Annotated in this window: 10 protein-coding genes; 5 read left to right on the top strand and 5 right to left on the bottom strand. The window is 70.1% G+C overall.

Annotated features, from left to right (window positions below; translation table 11 throughout):
- Positions 1 to 60 precede the first annotated feature (60 nt).
- Together C7C45_RS31580 and C7C45_RS31575 are read left to right on the top strand one after the other, a co-directional pair.
- The gene (locus C7C45_RS31580; protein WP_110568368.1) at positions 61 to 321 is read left to right on the top strand and encodes a hypothetical protein; all 261 of its coding nucleotides are present in this window, start codon (positions 61 to 63) and stop codon (positions 319 to 321) included.
- Positions 311 to 2,176, top strand: a complete 1,866-nt coding sequence (locus C7C45_RS31575; protein ID WP_110568366.1) for an HEXXH motif domain-containing protein — start codon at positions 311 to 313, stop codon at positions 2,174 to 2,176. Before C7C45_RS31580 ends, C7C45_RS31575 begins: the two co-directional genes overlap by 11 nt.
- 24 nt (positions 2,177 to 2,200) lie before the next feature.
- Here the strand turns inward: C7C45_RS31575 and fxsT are convergent, their stop codons facing one another.
- The 3 genes from fxsT to C7C45_RS31560 form a co-directional block, all read right to left on the bottom strand.
- Positions 2,201 to 6,091 carry an FxSxx-COOH system tetratricopeptide repeat protein gene (fxsT, locus tag C7C45_RS31570; protein ID WP_110568364.1) on the bottom strand — a complete coding sequence of 1,297 codons (3,891 nt, stop codon included), beginning with the start codon at positions 6,089 to 6,091 and terminating at the stop codon, positions 2,201 to 2,203.
- A 124-nt stretch (positions 6,092 to 6,215) separates the two neighbouring features.
- Positions 6,216 to 7,703, bottom strand: coding sequence for a VMAP-C domain-containing protein (locus C7C45_RS31565; protein WP_146247465.1), 1,488 nt, complete (start codon positions 7,701 to 7,703; stop codon positions 6,216 to 6,218).
- 57 nt (positions 7,704 to 7,760) lie between these two features.
- Positions 7,761 to 8,195 carry a hypothetical protein gene (locus C7C45_RS31560; protein WP_146247464.1) on the bottom strand — a complete coding sequence of 145 codons (435 nt, stop codon included), beginning with the start codon at positions 8,193 to 8,195 and terminating at the stop codon, positions 7,761 to 7,763.
- Positions 8,196 to 8,671: 476 nt separating this feature from the next.
- Between C7C45_RS31560 and C7C45_RS31555 the strand changes: the two genes are divergently transcribed.
- Both C7C45_RS31555 and C7C45_RS31550 read left to right on the top strand, forming a co-directional pair.
- A complete protein-coding gene (locus tag C7C45_RS31555) occupies positions 8,672 to 11,962 on the top strand; it encodes a GH92 family glycosyl hydrolase (RefSeq protein ID WP_244200667.1) in 3,291 nt (1,096 codons plus the stop codon).
- A 207-nt stretch (positions 11,963 to 12,169) separates the two neighbouring features.
- Positions 12,170 to 13,339 carry a glycoside hydrolase family 3 N-terminal domain-containing protein gene (locus C7C45_RS31550; protein WP_244200666.1) on the top strand — a complete coding sequence of 390 codons (1,170 nt, stop codon included), beginning with the start codon at positions 12,170 to 12,172 and terminating at the stop codon, positions 13,337 to 13,339.
- A gap of 102 nt (positions 13,340 to 13,441) precedes the next feature.
- Here the strand turns inward: C7C45_RS31550 and C7C45_RS31545 are convergent, their stop codons facing one another.
- The gene (locus C7C45_RS31545) at positions 13,442 to 16,165 is read right to left on the bottom strand and encodes a M14 family zinc carboxypeptidase (protein WP_244200665.1); all 2,724 of its coding nucleotides are present in this window, start codon (positions 16,163 to 16,165) and stop codon (positions 13,442 to 13,444) included.
- Between the two features lie 248 nt (positions 16,166 to 16,413).
- Here C7C45_RS31545 and C7C45_RS31540 point away from each other — a divergent pair, with 248 nt between their 5' ends.
- Positions 16,414 to 16,803 carry an effector-associated constant component EACC1 gene (locus C7C45_RS31540; RefSeq protein WP_110568354.1) on the top strand — a complete coding sequence of 130 codons (390 nt, stop codon included), beginning with the start codon at positions 16,414 to 16,416 and terminating at the stop codon, positions 16,801 to 16,803.
- Positions 16,804 to 16,862: 59 nt separating this feature from the next.
- Here the strand turns inward: C7C45_RS31540 and C7C45_RS31535 are convergent, their stop codons facing one another.
- Positions 16,863 to 18,188, bottom strand: coding sequence for a glycoside hydrolase family 18 protein (locus tag C7C45_RS31535; protein WP_110568353.1), 1,326 nt, complete (start codon positions 18,186 to 18,188; stop codon positions 16,863 to 16,865).
- Positions 18,189 to 18,329 lie beyond the last annotated feature (141 nt).

The following is an 18,329-nucleotide window of genomic DNA, read 5'->3' as shown; positions in this document are numbered from 1 at the left end:
ATCCGGGTTGCGGTGGACGTCGCTCGATGTGACGCTTTCGTTGCGCTCCAGGCATAAGCGATGATGGAGCTACTGAGTGCCATCGTCGAAGGGTTGCCGTTCATGGAGGAAGGCCTCGCCGGTATCGAGTCGGAATTGCTCGATTTGTCAACGGTGGACATTGCGTCCTTGCGATCCGTCGACCGCACCGGCATGACTGCGGCTATCTCGCGGGTGCAGGAGAGAGTTGCCGATTCGGGAGGCAGTATCAGCGGCTACAACGGCTCCTTCCCGAGTCGGATACGGCCTACCGGGCCGGATTCGGAGGACCATGTCGTGTGATGCCGTGTCGATGGGCCCGACGTACCTTGATCCCGAGCACTTCCATGCCCTTGCCCGCGGCGCTGGCGACGAACGGACCATCACGGCGCTCTGGCGGTCCGAGCGCAGTTGGCGGCTGATCGTGCTGCGGGCGCTGCTGGACAGCTGCGCCGCGCGGCCCGACGCCACCGGTCCGCTCGTTTCGGTCGCCGACGCCTGGCAGCTCCTGGCTGAGGCGCACGCTGCTGATTCAGCCGCCACCGAGGATGTCCTTGCCCAGCCGCAGGTCGGCATCTGGGCCGCGCACACCTTGCGTCGGCTCCTCGGCGATCCCGACCCCTCCCTGCCGCTGTGGATGGACGTCGGATACCTGCACGCCCTCGCGGCGGCGAGCGCCGTACGAGCGGGCCTGTCCTTCGACCTCGACATCCCGGTGCGAGACGGTACGGCCGTGCTACCCACCGTGGGTGCCGCCTCGATCCGGCCGGACGTCTCGGTCGTCCGGGCGCGGGCCCGTGCCGGGCAGGTCGAGCTGGTGAGCGCCGCCCGGACGATCCGATGTTCGGCCGCCGACCCGAACTGGCACGCACCGATCATCGTCGAGGCCCACGCGGGCGGCGTCGAACTCCGAGTCGAGCTGCACGATCGTGACGTGTACCGCGACCTGCGGGGCCCTTCGGCGCCCCAGCCGCTGTCGGCGGACGAGATCGTCCGTTGGCGCGCGCTCCTCGCCCGAGCCTGGGAGCTGCTGGTCAGTCAGGAGCGCGATCGGGCCCAGGCGATCGCGGAGACCCTGCGCAGTGTGGTGCCCGTGCCGCGCCGGGCCCGTTTCCGGCAACTGTCCGCATCCGGTGCCGAGGCCTTCGGCGGTGTGCTGCTCTCCGAGCCTGACGACGCGGCACAACTGGCCGTCACCCTGGTGCACGAGTCGCAGCACCACAAGCTCGGTGCGCTGTCCCATCTGCTCACCCTCGTCGAGAGCAGTGGGGACATCCGCTACTACGCCCCCTGGCGGGACGACCCCAGACCCCTCGCCGGCCTCCTCCAAGGCGCGTACGCGTTCGTCGGCATCACCCAGTTCTGGCGGTCCCACCGACACCACGCACCGTCCGGCGAGCGGGCCGCCGCGGACTTCGAGTTCGCACTGTGGCGACGGCAGACCCTCGGCGTCCTGCGGGTGCTGGCGGCGTCCGGCCGGTTGACCGGGCACGGCCAGCGGTTCGTCGACACCCTGTACACGGAGCTGGAGGCGTGCCAGAAGGACCCGGTTCCCGCCGCCGCGCTCGACGCGGCGTGCGCCGTCGCCGTCGATCACCGCGCGATGTGGCGTGGCCACAACATACGCGTCGACCCCGCCGACCGGGAGGCTCTGGCGGCAGCCTGGGAGCGCCGTGACCCGACAGCGAAGGCTGTCGTCGGTCGCACGGTGCTGGCGGCGCCACCGGAGGGCTTGCTCGACGCCCGGGCCGTGCTCCGGAGGTACCTGCTGGTCGATCCGGCCGCTTTTGGCCGACTGCGCGCCGCACCGGACGAGGTGGGGGCCAGGGTAGCGGGCACCACCGCGGCCGACCTCGCCCTGGTGGCCGGGGACCTGGACCGGGCGCGCGTTGGCTACCTCGATGAGCTGCACGAGGACGCGTCCAGCGTGCACGGCTGGGTGGGTCTCGGCCTCACCCAGCTCGACCGCCCTGCCGACCCGGTGACGCGAGCACTGCTGGGCTGCCCGGACCTCGTCCTCGCCGTCGTCGACGGACTACGGTCGCGGGGCCACCGGACGGTCATTCCGGACCCGATCGAGCTGGCCACCTGGGTCGGCGGTCTGGTCACCGGTCAGGATCTCGACTCGGTCGACCCGGCGGGTTGGCTGGCCGCCTGACCCCGCCGGGTCGACCGTGCGCCGCTACAGGGGCAGCGGGTCGATGTCGCAGTTGGCCCGGACACCGGCGCCGATCGCCGCGACCGCCGGGTGACGTACGCCGAGGGTCTGCCGCAGTTGCTCAAGGCCCTTGTCGAACAGCATGCTCGCCTCCGCCTCACGGCCGAGGTCGCGCAGATCCATGGCGAGGTTGAGCGCACACACGAGCGTGGTGGGGTGGCTGCTGCCGAGCACCTGTCGGCACAGCGCGAGCGTGTCCAGGTCGAGCGCGTGGGCTTCGGCGTACTCGCCCAGCTCATAGTGATCGCTCGCGAGGTTGACTCGGGCGGCCAGCACCAGCGCGTGCGACTCGCCGAGCCTGCCGGTCAACCGTCGCACCGAGCTCTGGTTGAGATCCCTGGCCTGTGCGCACTCGCCCAGGAGCCGGAGCGTCACCGCCAGGTCAACCTGGGCGCCGGCGGTGTGCGGGTGGTGCTCGCCGTACAGCCGGCGCAGCCCCTCCACGGCGATCTCCGCCGCTTCCCGCGCGGCGCGCAGGTCGCCGCTCAGCCGCAGGTCGATGGAGAACGTCAGCCGGGCGAGCACCGTGTCCGGGTGGTTGTCGCCATAGCGGGTCCGGAACCGGCGGAGCACGTCACTGGACAGGTCCAGCGCGTCATGGTGGTGACCGGCCTTGCGCCGGAAGCTCGCCAGCATGTGGCTCTGCCGAAGCAGGTCGGGGTGGTCGTCGTACCTCAGCATGCGACGGGCCGTCGCGACGACGTTCTCCTGGTTGGCGTGCGCCGCCACGTAGTCGCCGAGTTCGCGGCGGTCGAGGTTGATGCCGCCGAAGGTGCTGAGGCTGTCCGGGTGGTCGGTGCCGTAGATCTGCACCAGACGCTGGTAGGTCTGGTCGTCGAGCTGGAGGGCTCGTCCGAAGAGACCGGACAGCCGCATGCTCACCGCGAGGTTGTGCGCGGCGCGCAGGGTGAACGGCTCATCCTCGCCGAAGTTCTGTTTGGCCTGCTCGTAGACGATGAGCGAGCGATCGAGCGCGCCAGCGAAGTCACCGGCGACGCGGTGGTCGGCGGCCACGGCGCCGATGGCGTCCAGGGTCTCCTCACGGTCTTCACCGAGGGTCTGTCGGTACAGCTCGAGCGTCCGGGCGTTCAACGGTGCCGCGGCGGCGTAGTCACCGACGACGAAGTGCATGAAGCCGAGCCAGCTCGCCATCCGAAGGCTGTCCGGGTCGGCGCCGTCCGAGCCGGTGGTCCACGCCGTCCACGCCCGCTGCGAGAGATCACGGGCGCCGTGGTGGTCACCCCAGCGCCAGAGATACTTCGCCTCGTTCAACACCATGTCCCGCACGAGCTCGTTCGAGCACCACTCGGCCCCCGAGGCGATGATGTGCGGGTACAGCTCGGCGTACCGCGGCCAGTGCTCGGCATCGTCGGGCTGATCGGGGTCGTTGCCGGCGAGCAGCATGTGTGCACCGTGTCGCATCGCCTCCCGGTCGTCCGGGTCCATCTGGTTGATCAGGACGCGTTGCACGAGGCGGTGCATCTGGAACGAGTTCGTCCGGTGGTCGATCCGGGCCAGCGACAGTCGGCCGATCGTGCGGATCGCCCGGTTGAGGCGGATCGGGTTGCGGACGAGCGGATCGAGGTCGGGGTGGATGCGCAGCGCACGCGGTTTCGAGAGCAGCACCTTGCCGATCGGCTCGGAGGCGAAGTACGAACACACCTGCAGCAGGCGGAGCGCCGAGCGGTCCTGCTCGCGCAGCCAGTTGAGCGACACGTTCCACGCCGCGGCGACGAGGTCGGGGTAATCCTGCTGCGACGTCGTCTCGTCGTCGAGCACCGGACGACTGGCGTTGAGCAGTTCGAGGTACTCGTCGGTCGGCATCTTCGTCTCAGCGCGCCACGCCGCCGCCTGCTCCATGGCCAACGGGAGGTCGCCCAGGGCCGCGGCGAGCCGGTCGGCGTCGGTGACGGCCAGGTCCGGGCCGCGACGACGGAGCAGTTCGATGCTCTCCTGGCGCTCGAACACGTCGACCGCGAGGCTGTTCGCGATCTCCCGCCACTCGCCGTTGCGGGACGTGACCACGATGCTTCCCGGCCCGCCCTTCGGGAAGAAACGCTCCACGTCCATCGGATCCTCGGCGTTGTCGAAGATCAGCAGCCAGTTCGAGTGCGGACGGCCCACGCGCAGGGCCTCCAGCACCGCCGGCACCGCCGTGTTGGCCGTCGACGGCACCGGCAGGTTCAAGCGCGCCGCCAGGTCCACCAGCGCGGACTGGATCTGGGCCGGACGCTCGGCCGGGATCCACCAGATGAGGTCGAAGTCCTGCTGGTGCAGGTAGACATATTCGATGACAAGTTGCGACTTGCCGACACCGCCAGCGCCGTGCACCGCCTCGGGCAGCACGGCGGTGGTGCCGGCGCGCAGGCGTTGATGCAGCGCGTCGAGCAGCTCACGTCGGCCGGTGAAATTTGTGTTCCGCAGGGGCAGGTTGCCGACGACTGCCGGTAACTGGCCGTCGAGCCGCTGCGCGGGCGGTAGGTCGCGGGTCGACACGCTCGGGGCGGTGCCCGCCTCGACGTCCAGCATGGTGTGCGGCGCAGTGCCGAGCGGTGCCGCCGAGTCCGGCGATTTCACTGTGTCAGACATTCCGGACTCCATGGTCCTGTGAGCGGTAACGGAAGAGGGCTCCAGTACTCGACGTACCTGCCGTGGAATGGGTGAGCCGAGCGCCTGGCCCAGCCGCGCGGCCGCGACGAGGTTCGGCCCGCCCAGTGAGAGGTGAACAGCCAACTCGACCCGCAGGTAAGGCTCTGCGGCCGGGGTGACGCGTTCGTACGACGTGTGGCGCGGATCCTTGATGCGAAGGGTCAGGTTGCGCACCGCCTCGACGTCGTGTGCCAGCTCGTACTCCACCACGTGCTGGACCTCGACGGTTCGGTCGCGGTACCCGAGCGTGAGGAGCCGCTCGCGGACGCCGTGCGCGAACTCGTACCTGATGCGGGTGTCGCTCGTCGGCGCGGCCCGCTGCAGGACGGGACGCACCAGGTCGCTCGTCAGCACCTCGGTCAGCTGCGCCGGCCCCGATCGCACCACCGTCTTCAACAGGGCGCGGACCACCCGGGCGTTGAGCGGAGCGGCCGCCAAACGGGTCGCGAGGGCGAACGATGACGGCGACACGGTGGCCCGGAAGCGGGCGACAACTTCGTGTGCGGTCGGTGTCCGGCTGACCGGGCGGGCGATCTCGCCGTCGGGCGGCAAGAGCAACGCGGGCAGTCGTACGTCACCGGTCGGCGGTTCGGCCAGCAGACGGCTCCACTGCTGCAACCAGTCGGTGCCGCGCTCGATGACCGGGACCGCCGTCAGCCGGGAGTCGTCCTGCTCGTCGGTAGGGCGAAGGTCCAGGCCGCTGACCCGCCACGACCACCGGCGCGTCACGGAACCCAGGGCGTCCGGGCTCCAGGCCACCTCGGTCGTCTCCATCCGCCGCTCGCGCCAGCGCTGCTGGGGCAGCAGGTTGACCACGGCAATCGTCATGCTGGCGGCCCACGAGACGAGGACGGGTTGGATGAGGCCGCCGCGCCAGGCGTCAGACCCGCCGTGGGTCAGCAGGAAGACGACGCGCTGCCCGGCCGGATCGATCAGAGCCGAGGGCGCGGCGGGAGCGCTGTCGGCACCGTCGATCACCACGAGCGCGCCGTCGTCCACGGCCAGCCGCCAGACCTCGACCGAGCTGAAGCCCCGTTGGGCGCGCAGCACGGCGACGTAGGTGGCGATCTCGTCGGCCCAGAACTCCATCACCGGGTCGTCGTCGACGACCACCACAAGATCCCGGCGGTGCCGCGTCGGATCGAGCCCCAACCCGTCGGCGGGACGCGTCGCGGAGTCGAAGGTCGAAGGCAGCGACTGTTTCATCACGGCCCCGTCGTCGATACGGTCCGCGGCAGCGGCACTGGGCGGTACCGGTCGAAGGCGGGTGTGCCTGGCCGGTCTGTGCGCCGCCGGGCGGCGCTCCTTGTCCTCCGCTGGCCGTTACCGCTCATGCCAGGACCCTTCGCCTGTCGTCGTCGGCGGAGTCCGCCCCACCGGGCTGCCGATCCGGATCGTCGAACAACATCACAAAACCGTGCCCGACGTGCTTGTCGAGCCCTTCGGGGTCTTCACTCCAGGCCGACTGCCGCAGGTGCGCGGCACGATTCGGAAGGTCTCTCACACCTGTGCCTGACGTCCGATCGCCGACCATCGACGCAACAGTCTGGCATAGATCCTTTATGGACGGTGGATCTCGGTGCCACACGATCGCTGGCACACCGGAGCGCAGCCCGATGAGCAACTGCCGCTCGCCGAGGCTGTCGACGGTCGGGGACTCGCTGAGCACCAGCACGACGACAGCGCTCTCGCGTTTGAGAATCGCTTCGAGCTGCACGTCGGCGTGGTGCTGCGCCGCGCAGTGGATCAGTTTCCGGTCGCTCGGGTGATCGGTGACACCTCGCCAGCGACTGCGCCACAGCCGGTGCCACTGGCTGGCGCGGATCCGCTCCAGACTTCTGATCACCAGGGGATACTCCGTGGTCAGCGGGCTCGGCAACCCGGACTGAAGCTCCTTGCGCCAGGTGTCGACCGGTTCGTTGATGAGCTGCCAGGGCAGTACGAACTCGATCGTCACCGCTCCGGCCCGCGCCGCCCAACGACGTTCGGCCTCGTTGATGACCCGGTCGACGGCCGCCTCGAGGTCGCCGTACGCGACGTGGTGGTCCTCGCCGCGGATCGGCTGCCACTCCGGAGACGCCCACTGGTACCAGTGGGACATGATGTACGTGTCGTCGTCGCCGCCGTACTTCTCGAACTGGATCACCAGGTAGGCGGAGGCGGTGGGGATCGGTGCGGTCGGCTGAGTGGCGTCGAGCTGATCCGCGACCCCCCAGTCTGTCGTCAGCTGCGCGCACAGCTGGAGCAGCCGGGGCAGCGTTGCCGGCGGCACGGCCGTCGCCAGCCGGCCGAGCAACTGGAGCCACGGTGGCACCTCACCGTGCGCGTTCGCCGAGGTGAGGTGAGCGAAGAGCTCCCAGGCGCTCTCGCACCAGGCCGGGGCGGGGGTCGCGCGGATCTCGGCGACGAACCGCCGCAGGTCGTCGGTCACGTCGAGCGTGGACAGCACCCCGCGCAGCCAGGTGACGTCGTAGTCGGAAAGCAGCTCAAATGCCTGCCAGTCGTCGGCCAGGCGCAGCAACGCCATGGTCTGTTTGCTGTCCGGCTCGAGCAGCTCGAGGCATTCGGCGAGGCAACGCAGCCCACCTGGCCGGTCCACGCAGACCGTCACCAGCGCGATGATCTGGGGGCGGAGCAGACCCACCTCGCGGTAGCCCAGTGCGCCGCCCAGCGCATGCCCCAGCTCCTGAAGCAGTAGCTGGCGGCTGCTCGGGTCCTGGATGACCGACGACCCTTCCAGCACGGTCGTGATCTGTCCGACGAGTCGGCGGCGTTCCTCCGCTACGGGTGGCGAATGAAGCCGCGGGGCCTCACGCACGAGCCTCGGGTGATCGCTCGTTGCCACAACCGCGCCGAAACGGTGCGCCGGGCGTCATCAGGATGGCTCCGAGTCGAACGGGTCGAGCGTTGTCAACGCCTGCACCACGTCGGCCGCCTCTCCGGTCACCTCGGCACGCCGCCGCTCGGTGCCGTTGTCGAAGATCGCGACCACCCGGAGCTGGCCGCCGCGACGACGCAGCAGCGTCTGCAGGGCGTACCAGCCGGCGGATGATCCGATCCCCACGCCGATCTGGAGCAGGGAGTCGGTCAGTACGCCACGGGACGAGACGAACTCGCACTCTGCGGGAGGGTGCCAGGTGCCCGCCGTCAACCCGGCGGCCAGTAGTTCCTGGATCAGTTCGGGAGCGGAGTCGTCGTAGACCGGAATGCCGTCGTCGTCGGCGAACGGCAGAAAGGTCACGTCGGCGCCTGGTCGTGGGCCGGGCTCGCGGTGGCTGTCCGTGGCGACAATCGAGACCTTTGGTGACATGCGCTTATGGTATTAGTGGCGGCGGCGGCCAGGGTGTCGCCGAAGTGTCGCCAACTTGACACCTCGCAATGCGCCCAAACTGGACCTGCGCTTCGTGACCGGCTGGCAGCGGGTGCGCCAGCGGGTGGAGCGCCACCTGGGAGCGGGTTGGCACGGCCGTGCGGGTCACCCCCCACCGACGACAGTCGGCAGATCGCCGCGGGTGGGGCTGACGCTGACGCCGTGCTCCGGCTGGCTCGAACGGGGCTCGCGGAATGCGCCGGGGATCTTGACAGGTCTCCGCTGAGGGGCGAGCATCCTTCCTGGATTGAGACAACGTTGTCACGGCTGAGTGCGACGGCCCCGGCATGGAGAAGCGCGTGACGGTGTTCCCGTCGGGCTTCGCGCACACGGTCGTTAATCGAAGGGCAAGTACTGTGTCAAACCCAACGGCTCGTGCGGTGCAGACCGCGAGACGCCGAACTCTCGCCGCTGTCGTGACGACGGCCGTAGCCGCGCTGGCGGCGGTCAGCGCGGGCTCGCCCGCCTCGGCCGCCCCCGGCCCGCGGCTGGTCACCGACCCGGCCGCGTACGTCAACCCGCTGATCGGCTCGACGAACCTCGGCAACACCTACCCCGGAGCGGTGCGTCCCTTCGGCATGCTGGCCTGGAGCCCGCAGACCACCAGGGGCGCCCAGGTCTCGACCCCCGCGCCCGGTGGGTACGAGTACGGGGCGACCCGGATCCGTGGCTTCAGCCTCACCCACCTCAACGGCGTCGGCTGCAACGGAGGCGCCGGCGACATCCCGATCATGCCGTACGTCGGTGACGTCACCTCGTCACCGAGCGTCGACACCTCCGACGCGACGTACGCGAGCGACTTCTCCCACGAGAACGAGACGGCGCGTGCCGGCTACTACCGGGTCGGCCTCGACAGCGGTGCGTCGGCTGAGCTGACCACCACTGCCCGCACGGGCTCGGGCCGGTTCGGGTTCCCGGCCAACAAGCCCGCCAGCATGCTGTTCCGCACCTCCAACTCGGAGACCGGCAGCACCGACGCCACCGTGCAGGTGGACGCCGCCGCACGGACCGTCACCGGTTCGGTAACGGCCGGCAACTTCTGCGGCCCGCAGAGCGAGAACAACCGCAAAGCCCTGTACACGGTGCACTTCACCGCCCACTTCGACCAGCCCTTCGCCCGGTTCGGCACGTGGCAGGACGCCGCCGTGACGCCGGGCGCCTCGACGGCCTCGGGCGGCACGGGCGTCGACACCGGCGGTCCGGTCCCGGGCAAGGGTTCCGGCGCCTACGTCACCTTCGCCGAGGGCACCACGAAGGTCGGCGTGAAGGTCGCCATCTCCTACGTCGGCCTGGACAACGCCGAGGCCAACCTGCGGGCGGAGAACCCGCAGAAGAAGACCTTCGACGCAGTCCGGTCCGAGGCCACGGCGGATTGGCAACGGCATCTGAGCAAGATCAAAGTCGGGGGCGGCTCCGCCGACCAGCTCAGCACCTTCTACACGGCGCTGTACCACTCCATGCTCGAGCCCACGCTCGCCAGTGACGTGGATGGCCGATACCTCGGCGCCGACGGCAAGCCCCAGCGGCTGGCCAAGGGCCAGGAGGCGCAGTACGGCACCTTCTCCGGCTGGGACCAGTACCGCGCCCAGGTGCAGCTGATGACGCTGATCGACCAGAAGGCGGGTAGCGACTATGCGCAGTCGCTGTTCAACTACGCCACCCAGCGTGGCGGCGAATGGGACCGCTGGCTGCTGGTGCACGGCAAGACGAGCGTCATGTCCGGTGACCCGGCGGCCCCGGCGGTCGCCGGCATCCACGCCTTCGGCGGGCGGGACTTCGACGTCAAGGGCGCTCTTCGTTCGCTGATCACCGCGGCGACGGTGCCGAACGCGAACGACTCCGACAGCGCCGGCTGCAACGTGGCCTGCGTCGGTCAGCGTCCCGCGCTCGACAAGTACCTGCAACTGGGCTACGTACCGGCTGATGGCTGCTCCTGCTGGGGTGGCGCGGCCGAGACGATGGAGGACGCGGTCGCCGACTTCGCTCTCGCCGAGCTCGCCGGCCAGGTTGGCGACCGGGCGAACGAGCGGACCTTCCTCAAGCGGTCGGGCAACTGGAGCAACGTCTTCGACGTGACCGCGACCCCGCAGGGTGGCTACATGCGCTCCCGCAAGGCCGACGGCACCTGGGCGGACCGCACCTTCACCCCGGCCACCGAGAGCGGGTTCGTCGAGGGCAGCAGCGCCCGCTACACCTGGATGGTCTACTCGGACGTCGCTGGTCTGGCTCGCGCCATGGGTGGCAACAAGGCCGCCGAGCAGCGGCTCGACGCCTTCTTCCGCACCCCTGACGGCACTTTCGACTTCTCCGCCCGGGACCTCAACCGGTACGACCCGACCAACGAACCTGACATGAACGCGCCGTACCTCTACAACTACTTCGGCGTGCCCTACAAGGCGCAGGAGACGGTCCGGGCGGTAGTGGACCAGCTCTGGAGCAACACCCCGGGCGGCATCCCGGGCAACGACGACGCCGGCACCATGTCGTCGTGGTACGTCTTCTCCGCGCTGGGCATGTACCCGCAGAACCCGAGCCGGGCCGACCTGGTGCTCTCCGCACCGCTCTTCCCGCGCGCGGTGATCGAGGCCGGGCACGGCCGCACGATCACGGTCAACGCCCCGGACGCATCGTCCAAGAACAAGTACATCCAGTCGGTCAAGGTGAACGGCAAGAAGTCGAACCGGAGCTGGGTCCCCGACACCCTGGTCAACAAGGGCGGCACCGTCGACTTCGTGCTCGGTGCAAAGCCGAACAAGTCGTGGGGCAGCGCTCCCGCCGACGCGCCGCCCTCGTACGGCGACGGTCGGCAGCCGTACCTGGCCGGGGCGAGCCCGCAGACGCTGAAGGTGGAGCCGGGCAGCACCGCGGCTGCGACGTACAAGGTCCAGGCGCTCACCGACAAGCCCACCGCCGTGCGCTGGAAGGTCAGCGCCCCCGCCGGACTGACCGTCACCCCCGCTCAGGGTGACTTCAAGCTGACCGGTGACGGAACGGGTAGCAAGGCGCTCACCGTTTCGGCGGCGGCCGACCTCAAGGCCGGTCCGTACACGGTGACGGTGACCGCCACCACCGCCTCCGGCGCGGTGCTGCCCACGGTCACGCTGCCGGTGACGGTCGCCGTCCGGGACAGCGTGCTGTGGAACCTGAACAGCAACGGCATCTCGGCCGACGACACCAACCCGCAGGCCAACTTCGACACCGGGGGCTGGAGCTACTCCGCCAAGGCGCTCGAAGCCGCCGGGGTGACGCCGGGGTCCACCGTGTCAGCCAACGGGTTCGACTTCACCTGGCCGAACGTGGCGCCCGGCGACCCGGACAACATCCTGGTCGGCGGTGGCGGTCAGGTGCTCAGCGTCCAGGAGGCCGAGGGCGACACCAAGCTGAGCCTGCTGGGCAGCGCCGTCTTCGGTGCCGCGAGCGGCACGGTGACGCTGACCTACACCGACGGCAGCACCCAGCAGGCGGTGATCGGCTTCAGCGACTGGACTCTCGGTGGTGGGGGCGATCAGCCGTCGTTCGGCAACGTGACGGCGGTACACACGACCTACCGCGACAAGATGGGCAGCGGCATCGAGCCGGTGGCTACCTACGTCTTCGCCACCGCCCCGATCGACCTGCAGCCGGGCAAGCAGCTCGCGAGCCTGACACTGCCGGCCACCACCGAGGGCGACGCCGTCCTTCACCTCTTCGGTGTGGCGACGGCCTGACCTTGGGGCCTGTCGCTCGGATAGCCAATGACCGGCGTCGCGTGAGCGGCGACGGATGACGTGCGGGCCTGCTCTGCCGCGAGGCGGAGCAGGCCCGCACCGCCTGAAGGGGCCAGCGAGGTGGCTCCGATCGGCCACGGGCATCGAACGGGTGAGGTGCTCGCGTTCGCGTCTCGCCGGGGGATCGGTGGCCCGTAGCGTGCGGACGTGAACGGATCACGTCTGCCTCGCCGGCTGCTGCTCACGGGGGCCGGCTCGGCCGCCGTGGCCGCGCTCACCGCCTGCCAGACCGCTCGAACCAGCCTGCCCACGCCGCAGCCGACGCGCGCCGCGACGAGCGGTACGCCGGACCAGGCAGCGCTCCGGCGGAAGATCGCGAGCCTGCTCGTGGTGGGCTTCCGTGGCGACCGGGTGAAAAGCAGCGACTGGATCGTCAGGGCGATCAGAGACGGTCTCGGCGGGGTGATCCTCTTCGACCGCGACCTGGAGACCGGGGCCGCTCGCAACGTCCGTTCACCGCAGCAGGTCACCACGCTGGTGCGGGAGCTCAAGAAGGCCGCGCCGGGCCGGCTGATCGTGTCGATCGACCAGGAAGGCGGACGGACCGCGCGGCTCAACCCGAGCAACGGGTTCCCCGCCACCAGGTCCGAGGCCGAGATCGGCGCCGAGAACTCGCCGGCGGCGACGCGCGAGTGGGCGCGGGGATTGGTGGAGAGCCTCACCCGGGTCGGGGTCAACCTCAACTACGCGCCCGTCGTCGACTTGAACATCGATCCGGCGAGCCGGGCGATCGGAGCACTGGACCGTAGCTTCTCCGCGGATCCCGACGTGGTCGTCAGCAACGCCACCGAGGAGATCCACGCCCACCGGGCCGCCGGCGTCAAGACCTCGCTCAAGCACTTCCCGGGCATCGGAAGCGCTGCGGGAAACACCGACTTCGAGGTCGTCGACGTCAGCGCCACCTGGCGGCCCATCGAGCTGGAACCGTACCGACGGTTGATCCGGGCCGGCCTGGCGGATTCGGTGTTGGCGGCGCACGTGCTCAACAAACAACTGGATCCGAACCGGCCCGCCTCACTGTCGCCGAAGGTCATCACGGATCTGCTCCGCGGTGAGCTCGGCTGGCAGGGCCCGGTGGTCAGCGACGACATGCAGGCGGTGGCCATCACGCGCCAGTACGGCTCCGCCGAGGCCGTTCACCTGGCGCTGCAGGCCGGCGTCGACCTGCTCGTCTTCGCCAACCAGCAGGTGTACGAACCGGACATCTTCGAGGAAACGCTGAACGTGGTGGTCGGGCTGGTCGAGAGCGGAAAGCTGAGCCAGGCGCGCATCGACCAGTCCGTCGCCCGGGTCGACACCCTCCGCCCGAAACGCTGACCGGGCGCGCTCACGGCGGTGCCGGGCACCTCTGCCGCCTGCAGCACGCGCGGAAGCGCCCATCCCCAACGTGGGGACGGGCGCTTCGCGGTGCCGGCTCCGTCAGGCGACCACCGACCGCAGCGGCACCTTGGCGTCGTGCAGCGCGCGCACCAGATCCCTCGCGAACGGGTGCTCGTCCACCTGGAGTCCCTGGGGGTTCGGGATCACCACGTACGCCGAGCCGTTCTTCGCGGACGCCTGCGCGTCGCTGCTGAAGCGTTCGACGATCGCCCGGGTACGCGGTAGGTCCGCCGCCGCCACCTCGATGGTGATCGGCCGCCATCCGCCGCCCAGGTCCGCCGCCACCGGCGCGGCGGCGGCGCTGGCGCGCGCCGGGTCGACGCCGGCCTTGCGCCGGGCGTCCGGCGCCGCGCCCGCCGGGTAGAGCAACGCGTTGGCGACCAGGTGCAGACCATTTTCGTTGTACGCCCGGAAGAGCGGATTGAACGCGAACAGCACCGCCCGACCGGCGCCGGTCGGCTCGTCGACCACCGCGGCCGTCCCCTTCAGCGTGTCCGCGCCGACGGTGTAGCCGTTGGCCCAGAACGTGTCGCCCGCCGGGTAGCTGAGCACATTGGTGCCGGTGGTGCTCGGGTTGAGGATCGGGTCGCTGTTGTTGAACTCGAAGTCCTCCGCGGGGCGGCCCAGGGCGACCGGGCTCGCGGTGTCCACGTCGACCCGCAGATGCGAACCGATCACCAGGTAGTCCGCCGGCTTGGTCTTCTCGGTGGTGGAGGTGAGCCCGGCGGCGCGGGCCACCCGGGTGCCCTCGTTGCGCAGCCCGATGTACGTGTGACCCTGGGCGATCCAGTCGCGCAGGTTGGCCTGCCCGGCGGCGGTCAGACCGCCGGTCGCGCTGCTCCCGTCCGGCACCAGCAGCACCGTACGTCCGGTGAACGCCGCGGTGTTGTCGTTGATGTCGGCAGTGGTGACCGGGGTGAGGTCGAGCCCCCACCGCTTGCCGAGCACGTACCGGGCCTCGCCGTGGGAGCCCGACGTGGTGGAGATGCCGGTGCCCTGGAACAGCCCGACATCCGGCCGGGCGAGCGGGGTGCCGGTGGGACGTCCGCCCGGGGTGAGAGTCACCCCGAGGGACTCGGCCAGCTCGTCGACCGTACGGCTCAGCTTGGTCGCCGGGATCGCGACCCGGCTGGTTCGCAGGTCACGCACGAGCGGGACGCCGCGCCCGAGCAGGGTGAAGGTGAACTCCGCCGCGGCGGCCGAGTCCAGCGGGTACGTGTAGGAGCCCCACGGCACCGCTGGCGCGGCTCGACCGCCGGAGATGTCCCGGACCAGTTGGGCCTTCGGCCGGACGTTGTCGCCGGTGTAGATGGTGGAGACGCCCATCAGCAGCGGATTGCTCCAGGACGACACGTCGTAGAAGTACGGGAACGGGACGTACGGATCCTCGCCCATGATGGCCTGGATCCAGTGCTTCTGCGGTTGGTCCATCGGGATCCAGTACGCGCCCTTCGGCACCGTCACGTTGGTGGCCGTCCGGCCGCCGAAGACCCGCGCACTGGGCACCTTGGTGGGCTTCTGCACCTCGTACACCTCGACGTCCATGCGCCGTAGCCGTTCGACGAGCTGGCGGACGTCGGCGAGCTGCCGGTCGGGCAGCAGGAAGTACGAGCGGACCTTGATGTCGGGCACCGGGAACTGGACCTCGTTGGTGGGCTGTACCACCTCGTTCGGCTCCAGCGTGCCCGCCCTGCCCTGAGCGAGCGCGTCGGTCCAGATGTCGAAGTAACCGCTCAGCACCTCACGCTTGTTCGCGGCGGCCCAACCGAGCGTCGACCACTGGGTGTTGAACTGCTGCTGGACCCGGTCGGCCACCGCCGACGTGCTGCCCTTCTCGTACGTCATGCCGGCCGCGCCGAAGCCGGTGGTCGGCACCGTGTCGCCGTAACCCATGAAGAACATGTCGTACGTGTCGTAGTTGAAGTAGCACTCGGTGGTGACGGTCTCGTCGCAGGCGCCGTTGAAGCCGAAGCCGGCCTTGTTGGCCTCGCCGATCCGGTTGATCCAGTCCACCGCCTCGCCGGCGATCTCGTGGTGGATCGGGTCGGCGTTGGGCGGGAAGAAGTACTCGCGGCCACCCATCTCGTGGGCGTCGATGAAGACCTGCGGCGGGTAGCGGCGCAGCAGTTCGAGTTTGCCGTCCGTCTCCTGCTGGGTGCGGGCGAACCAGTCCCGGTTCAGGTCGAAGCCGAACTCGTTCTGCCGCCGGGTCGCGTCGCGCCCGTCCGGGTTCTGCGTGGGGACGATGATGGTGACCAGGTTGTCGTTGCGCTGCTCGACCGCGCAGGACAGGCCCGCCGCCAACTCGTACAGCGTCTTGAGGGCGGCGTCGGCGCCGCTCTTCTCGCCGCCGTGCACGTTCGCGGTGACCCAGACGATGGCCGGGCTGTCCTTCGCCGTCCGGGCGGCCGTCCGCGCGCTGGTCCGGCGCGGGTCGCGCAGGTCCCGGACGTCGTCGGCGATCTCCCGCAGGGCGGCGGGCCGCACGTTGCGCTCGTTGGACACCACCGCGTACGGCAGCGGTTGCCCGAGCACGCTGGTGGCGAGCACGCCCGTGACGACCCGGTTGGAGGCGCTGTCCACGGCCCCGAGGTAGGTGCGGACCTCGTCGTTGGTGACGACCCGCTCCTGACCCACCCCCAGTGGGAAGCCGAGGATGGCCTCCGGGCTGGGCACGGTGCTCAACCGGGCGGTCGGGTCGTTGCGGCAGGGGGACGGCCGGGCGGCGCTCGCGGCGGACGTGCCGCTGAGCAGGGGAGTCATGCCGACTAGGAGCGCGATCGCGGCGGCGCCCGCCAACCGTCTCGGGAGGACCGTCCAGATCGGACGCGACGATGGAGCCATGTCTCGGGGTCCCTTCTTGGGGGAAAGCCTCGCAGTGGCCGGAGCCTATGAACCGCCGATGCGGTGGTCAAGGTCTGATCGACTTCGGCGACTTTGCGGGCTGCCCGGAGTCGGCGTCGGCTGGCAGGATGACGGTGTGGGGTTGTCCTCGCCGGAAGGAGAAGACGTTGCCCGCCTCTCAGGAGACGATCACGCTCTCGGTCCATCCAGATCTTCCCTCCGCCGCCGCTCGGCGTTCCCTGGCGTCCTGGCTGCGCAATGAGGACCGGCTCCGCGGCACGGTGACTGCCGCACCCGCCGTCGGTTCGACGGCACCACCCGACGAGATGTCGGCCGAGGACGTGCTGCTGGTGGCCGTCGGCAGTGGCGGCGCCGTCATGGTGCTGGTCCAGGCGATCGCCGGCTGGCTGACCCACCGCCGCGACGACGTGACGGTGACGCTCACCCGGCCGGACGGCTGGTCCGCGGAGCTGGACGTCCGCCGGGCCCGGGACATGGACCAGGTGACCGCGCTCATCGAGGCCGCCGTACGCGCGGCCACCCCCGAAGAGGGGTAGCCCGGCCCGCCGCCGACCGAGGAATCGGCCGGCGACGGGTCAGGTCGAGGGGGGTACGCCTACCAGGTCGTCAGCCCGAGGCCGATCGTCTTGGTCAGCGTGGCGTTGTCGTCGTCGCCGTCCAGCGACCAGATCATCGCGCCAGCCAGGCCGGCCCGTCGGATGTAGAGCATCTTCTGCAACACGACCGCCGGATCGTCGTACGTCCACAACGTCGTACCGTCGAACAGCCAGGCATGCCCGGCACGGAGGTCGCGGTGCACGGCGAACCCTGCACCGGCCAGGGTCTTGAGCTTCTTGTAGTCCTCGTACCCGGCCTCGAAGGTAGCCGGCGCGGGCGCGGCGGCGGGCTGGAACAGGCCGTTGCCGCCCCCGGTGACGCCGGTCCAGCCCCGGCCGTAGTACGGGATGCCCAGGACCAGCTTGTCGCGCGGGGCACCACGGGCGATCCACCCGTCGATGGCAACCTCGGCGGAGAAGTCCGGGTCGTCCGGGGCGCCCGCCGGCACGCGCAGCGCCGACTGCTGGTTGGTCACCGCGTCCCAGCCACCGTGGAAGTCGTACCCCTGCACGGTGGCGAAGTCCAGGTACTTGAAGATCTTGCGGCCCTCGTAGCCGGCGTCCATCGTGGCGGGGTTCGCCGGCAGGAAGGCGGTCAGCGGGTGGTGGGTGCGGGTCGTGCGGCCGTACGCGTCGAGCTGCCGGCGGAACTCGGCGAGCAGCTTGGTGAAGTTCTCCCGGTCCTCCGGGCGGATGACGTTGCCGGGCTCACCCGCCCAGTTGGGCCACTCCCAGTCGAGGTCGATGCCGTCGAAGACGCCGACGGCCGCGCCCGGGGTGCCAGGCAGGTTGCCCTTGAGGTAGAGGTCGATGCAGGACGCGACGAACGCCTTGCGGGAGGCGTCGGTGCGGGCTGCGTTCGAGAAGTACGTCGACCAGCTCCAGCCGCCCAGCGAGATCAGCACCTGCAGGTCGGGGTGCTTGGCCTTGAGCTTGGCGAGCTGGCCGAAGTTGCCGTTGAGCGCCTGGCCGGGGGCGTCCGCGACACCGTCGACGCTCTCCTCGGCCGGGACGGGGCGCTGGTAGTCGGCCCAGGCGTCGCCCTCGGCCGGCCCGCCGTCCAGGTAGCAGCGTCCGTCCTCGCTGACGTTGCCGAAGGCGTAGTTGACGTGGGTGAGGCGGCTCGCCGCACCGGAGGTGTCGAGCTTCTTGACCGGGAAGGCCCGGCCGTAGATGCCCCACTGGGTGAAGTAGCCGACCCGGTGATAGCCGGCGCGGCGCTGGTGGTTGTCGCTGGCGCTCGCGGCGGTGGTCGGTGCGGCGGTGACGAGCAGGGTCGCCAGGGCGACGGCGGCGGTGAGACGGCGGTGGCGGAATGGTCGCATCGGCACACTCCCACGACGGTTGGAGCACAATCAGTAAAGACACTTATCTGATTGATGAAGTTAAGCTCACCACCGTCTGCGGTCAAGAGCCGACCAGCGACGGCCGCCGGGGTCGACGGCGACCTGCTGTGGCCCGGTCGG

This window comes from Micromonospora arborensis (genome assembly GCF_003205615.1).
In the GTDB taxonomy this organism is placed as follows: Bacteria; Actinomycetota; Actinomycetes; order Mycobacteriales; family Micromonosporaceae; genus Micromonospora; species Micromonospora arborensis.
This window is presented reverse-complemented; position numbering and strand designations above follow the sequence as displayed.

Excerpts from the sequence above, each read along its gene's own strand:
- C7C45_RS31580 (WP_110568368.1), top strand. The coding sequence starts at position 61 with ATGATGGAGCTACTGAGTGCCATCGTCGAAGGGTTGCCGTTCATGGAG.
- C7C45_RS31575 (WP_110568366.1), top strand. The coding sequence starts at position 311 with ATGTCGTGTGATGCCGTGTCGATGGGCCCGACGTACCTTGATCCCGAG.
- fxsT (WP_110568364.1), bottom strand. The coding sequence starts at position 6,091 with ATGAAACAGTCGCTGCCTTCGACCTTCGACTCCGCGACGCGTCCCGCC.
- C7C45_RS31560 (WP_146247464.1), bottom strand. The coding sequence starts at position 8,195 with ATGTCACCAAAGGTCTCGATTGTCGCCACGGACAGCCACCGCGAGCCC.
- C7C45_RS31545 (WP_244200665.1), bottom strand. The coding sequence starts at position 16,165 with ATGACTCCCCTGCTCAGCGGCACGTCCGCCGCGAGCGCCGCCCGGCCG.
- C7C45_RS31535 (WP_110568353.1), bottom strand. The coding sequence starts at position 18,188 with ATGCGACCATTCCGCCACCGCCGTCTCACCGCCGCCGTCGCCCTGGCG.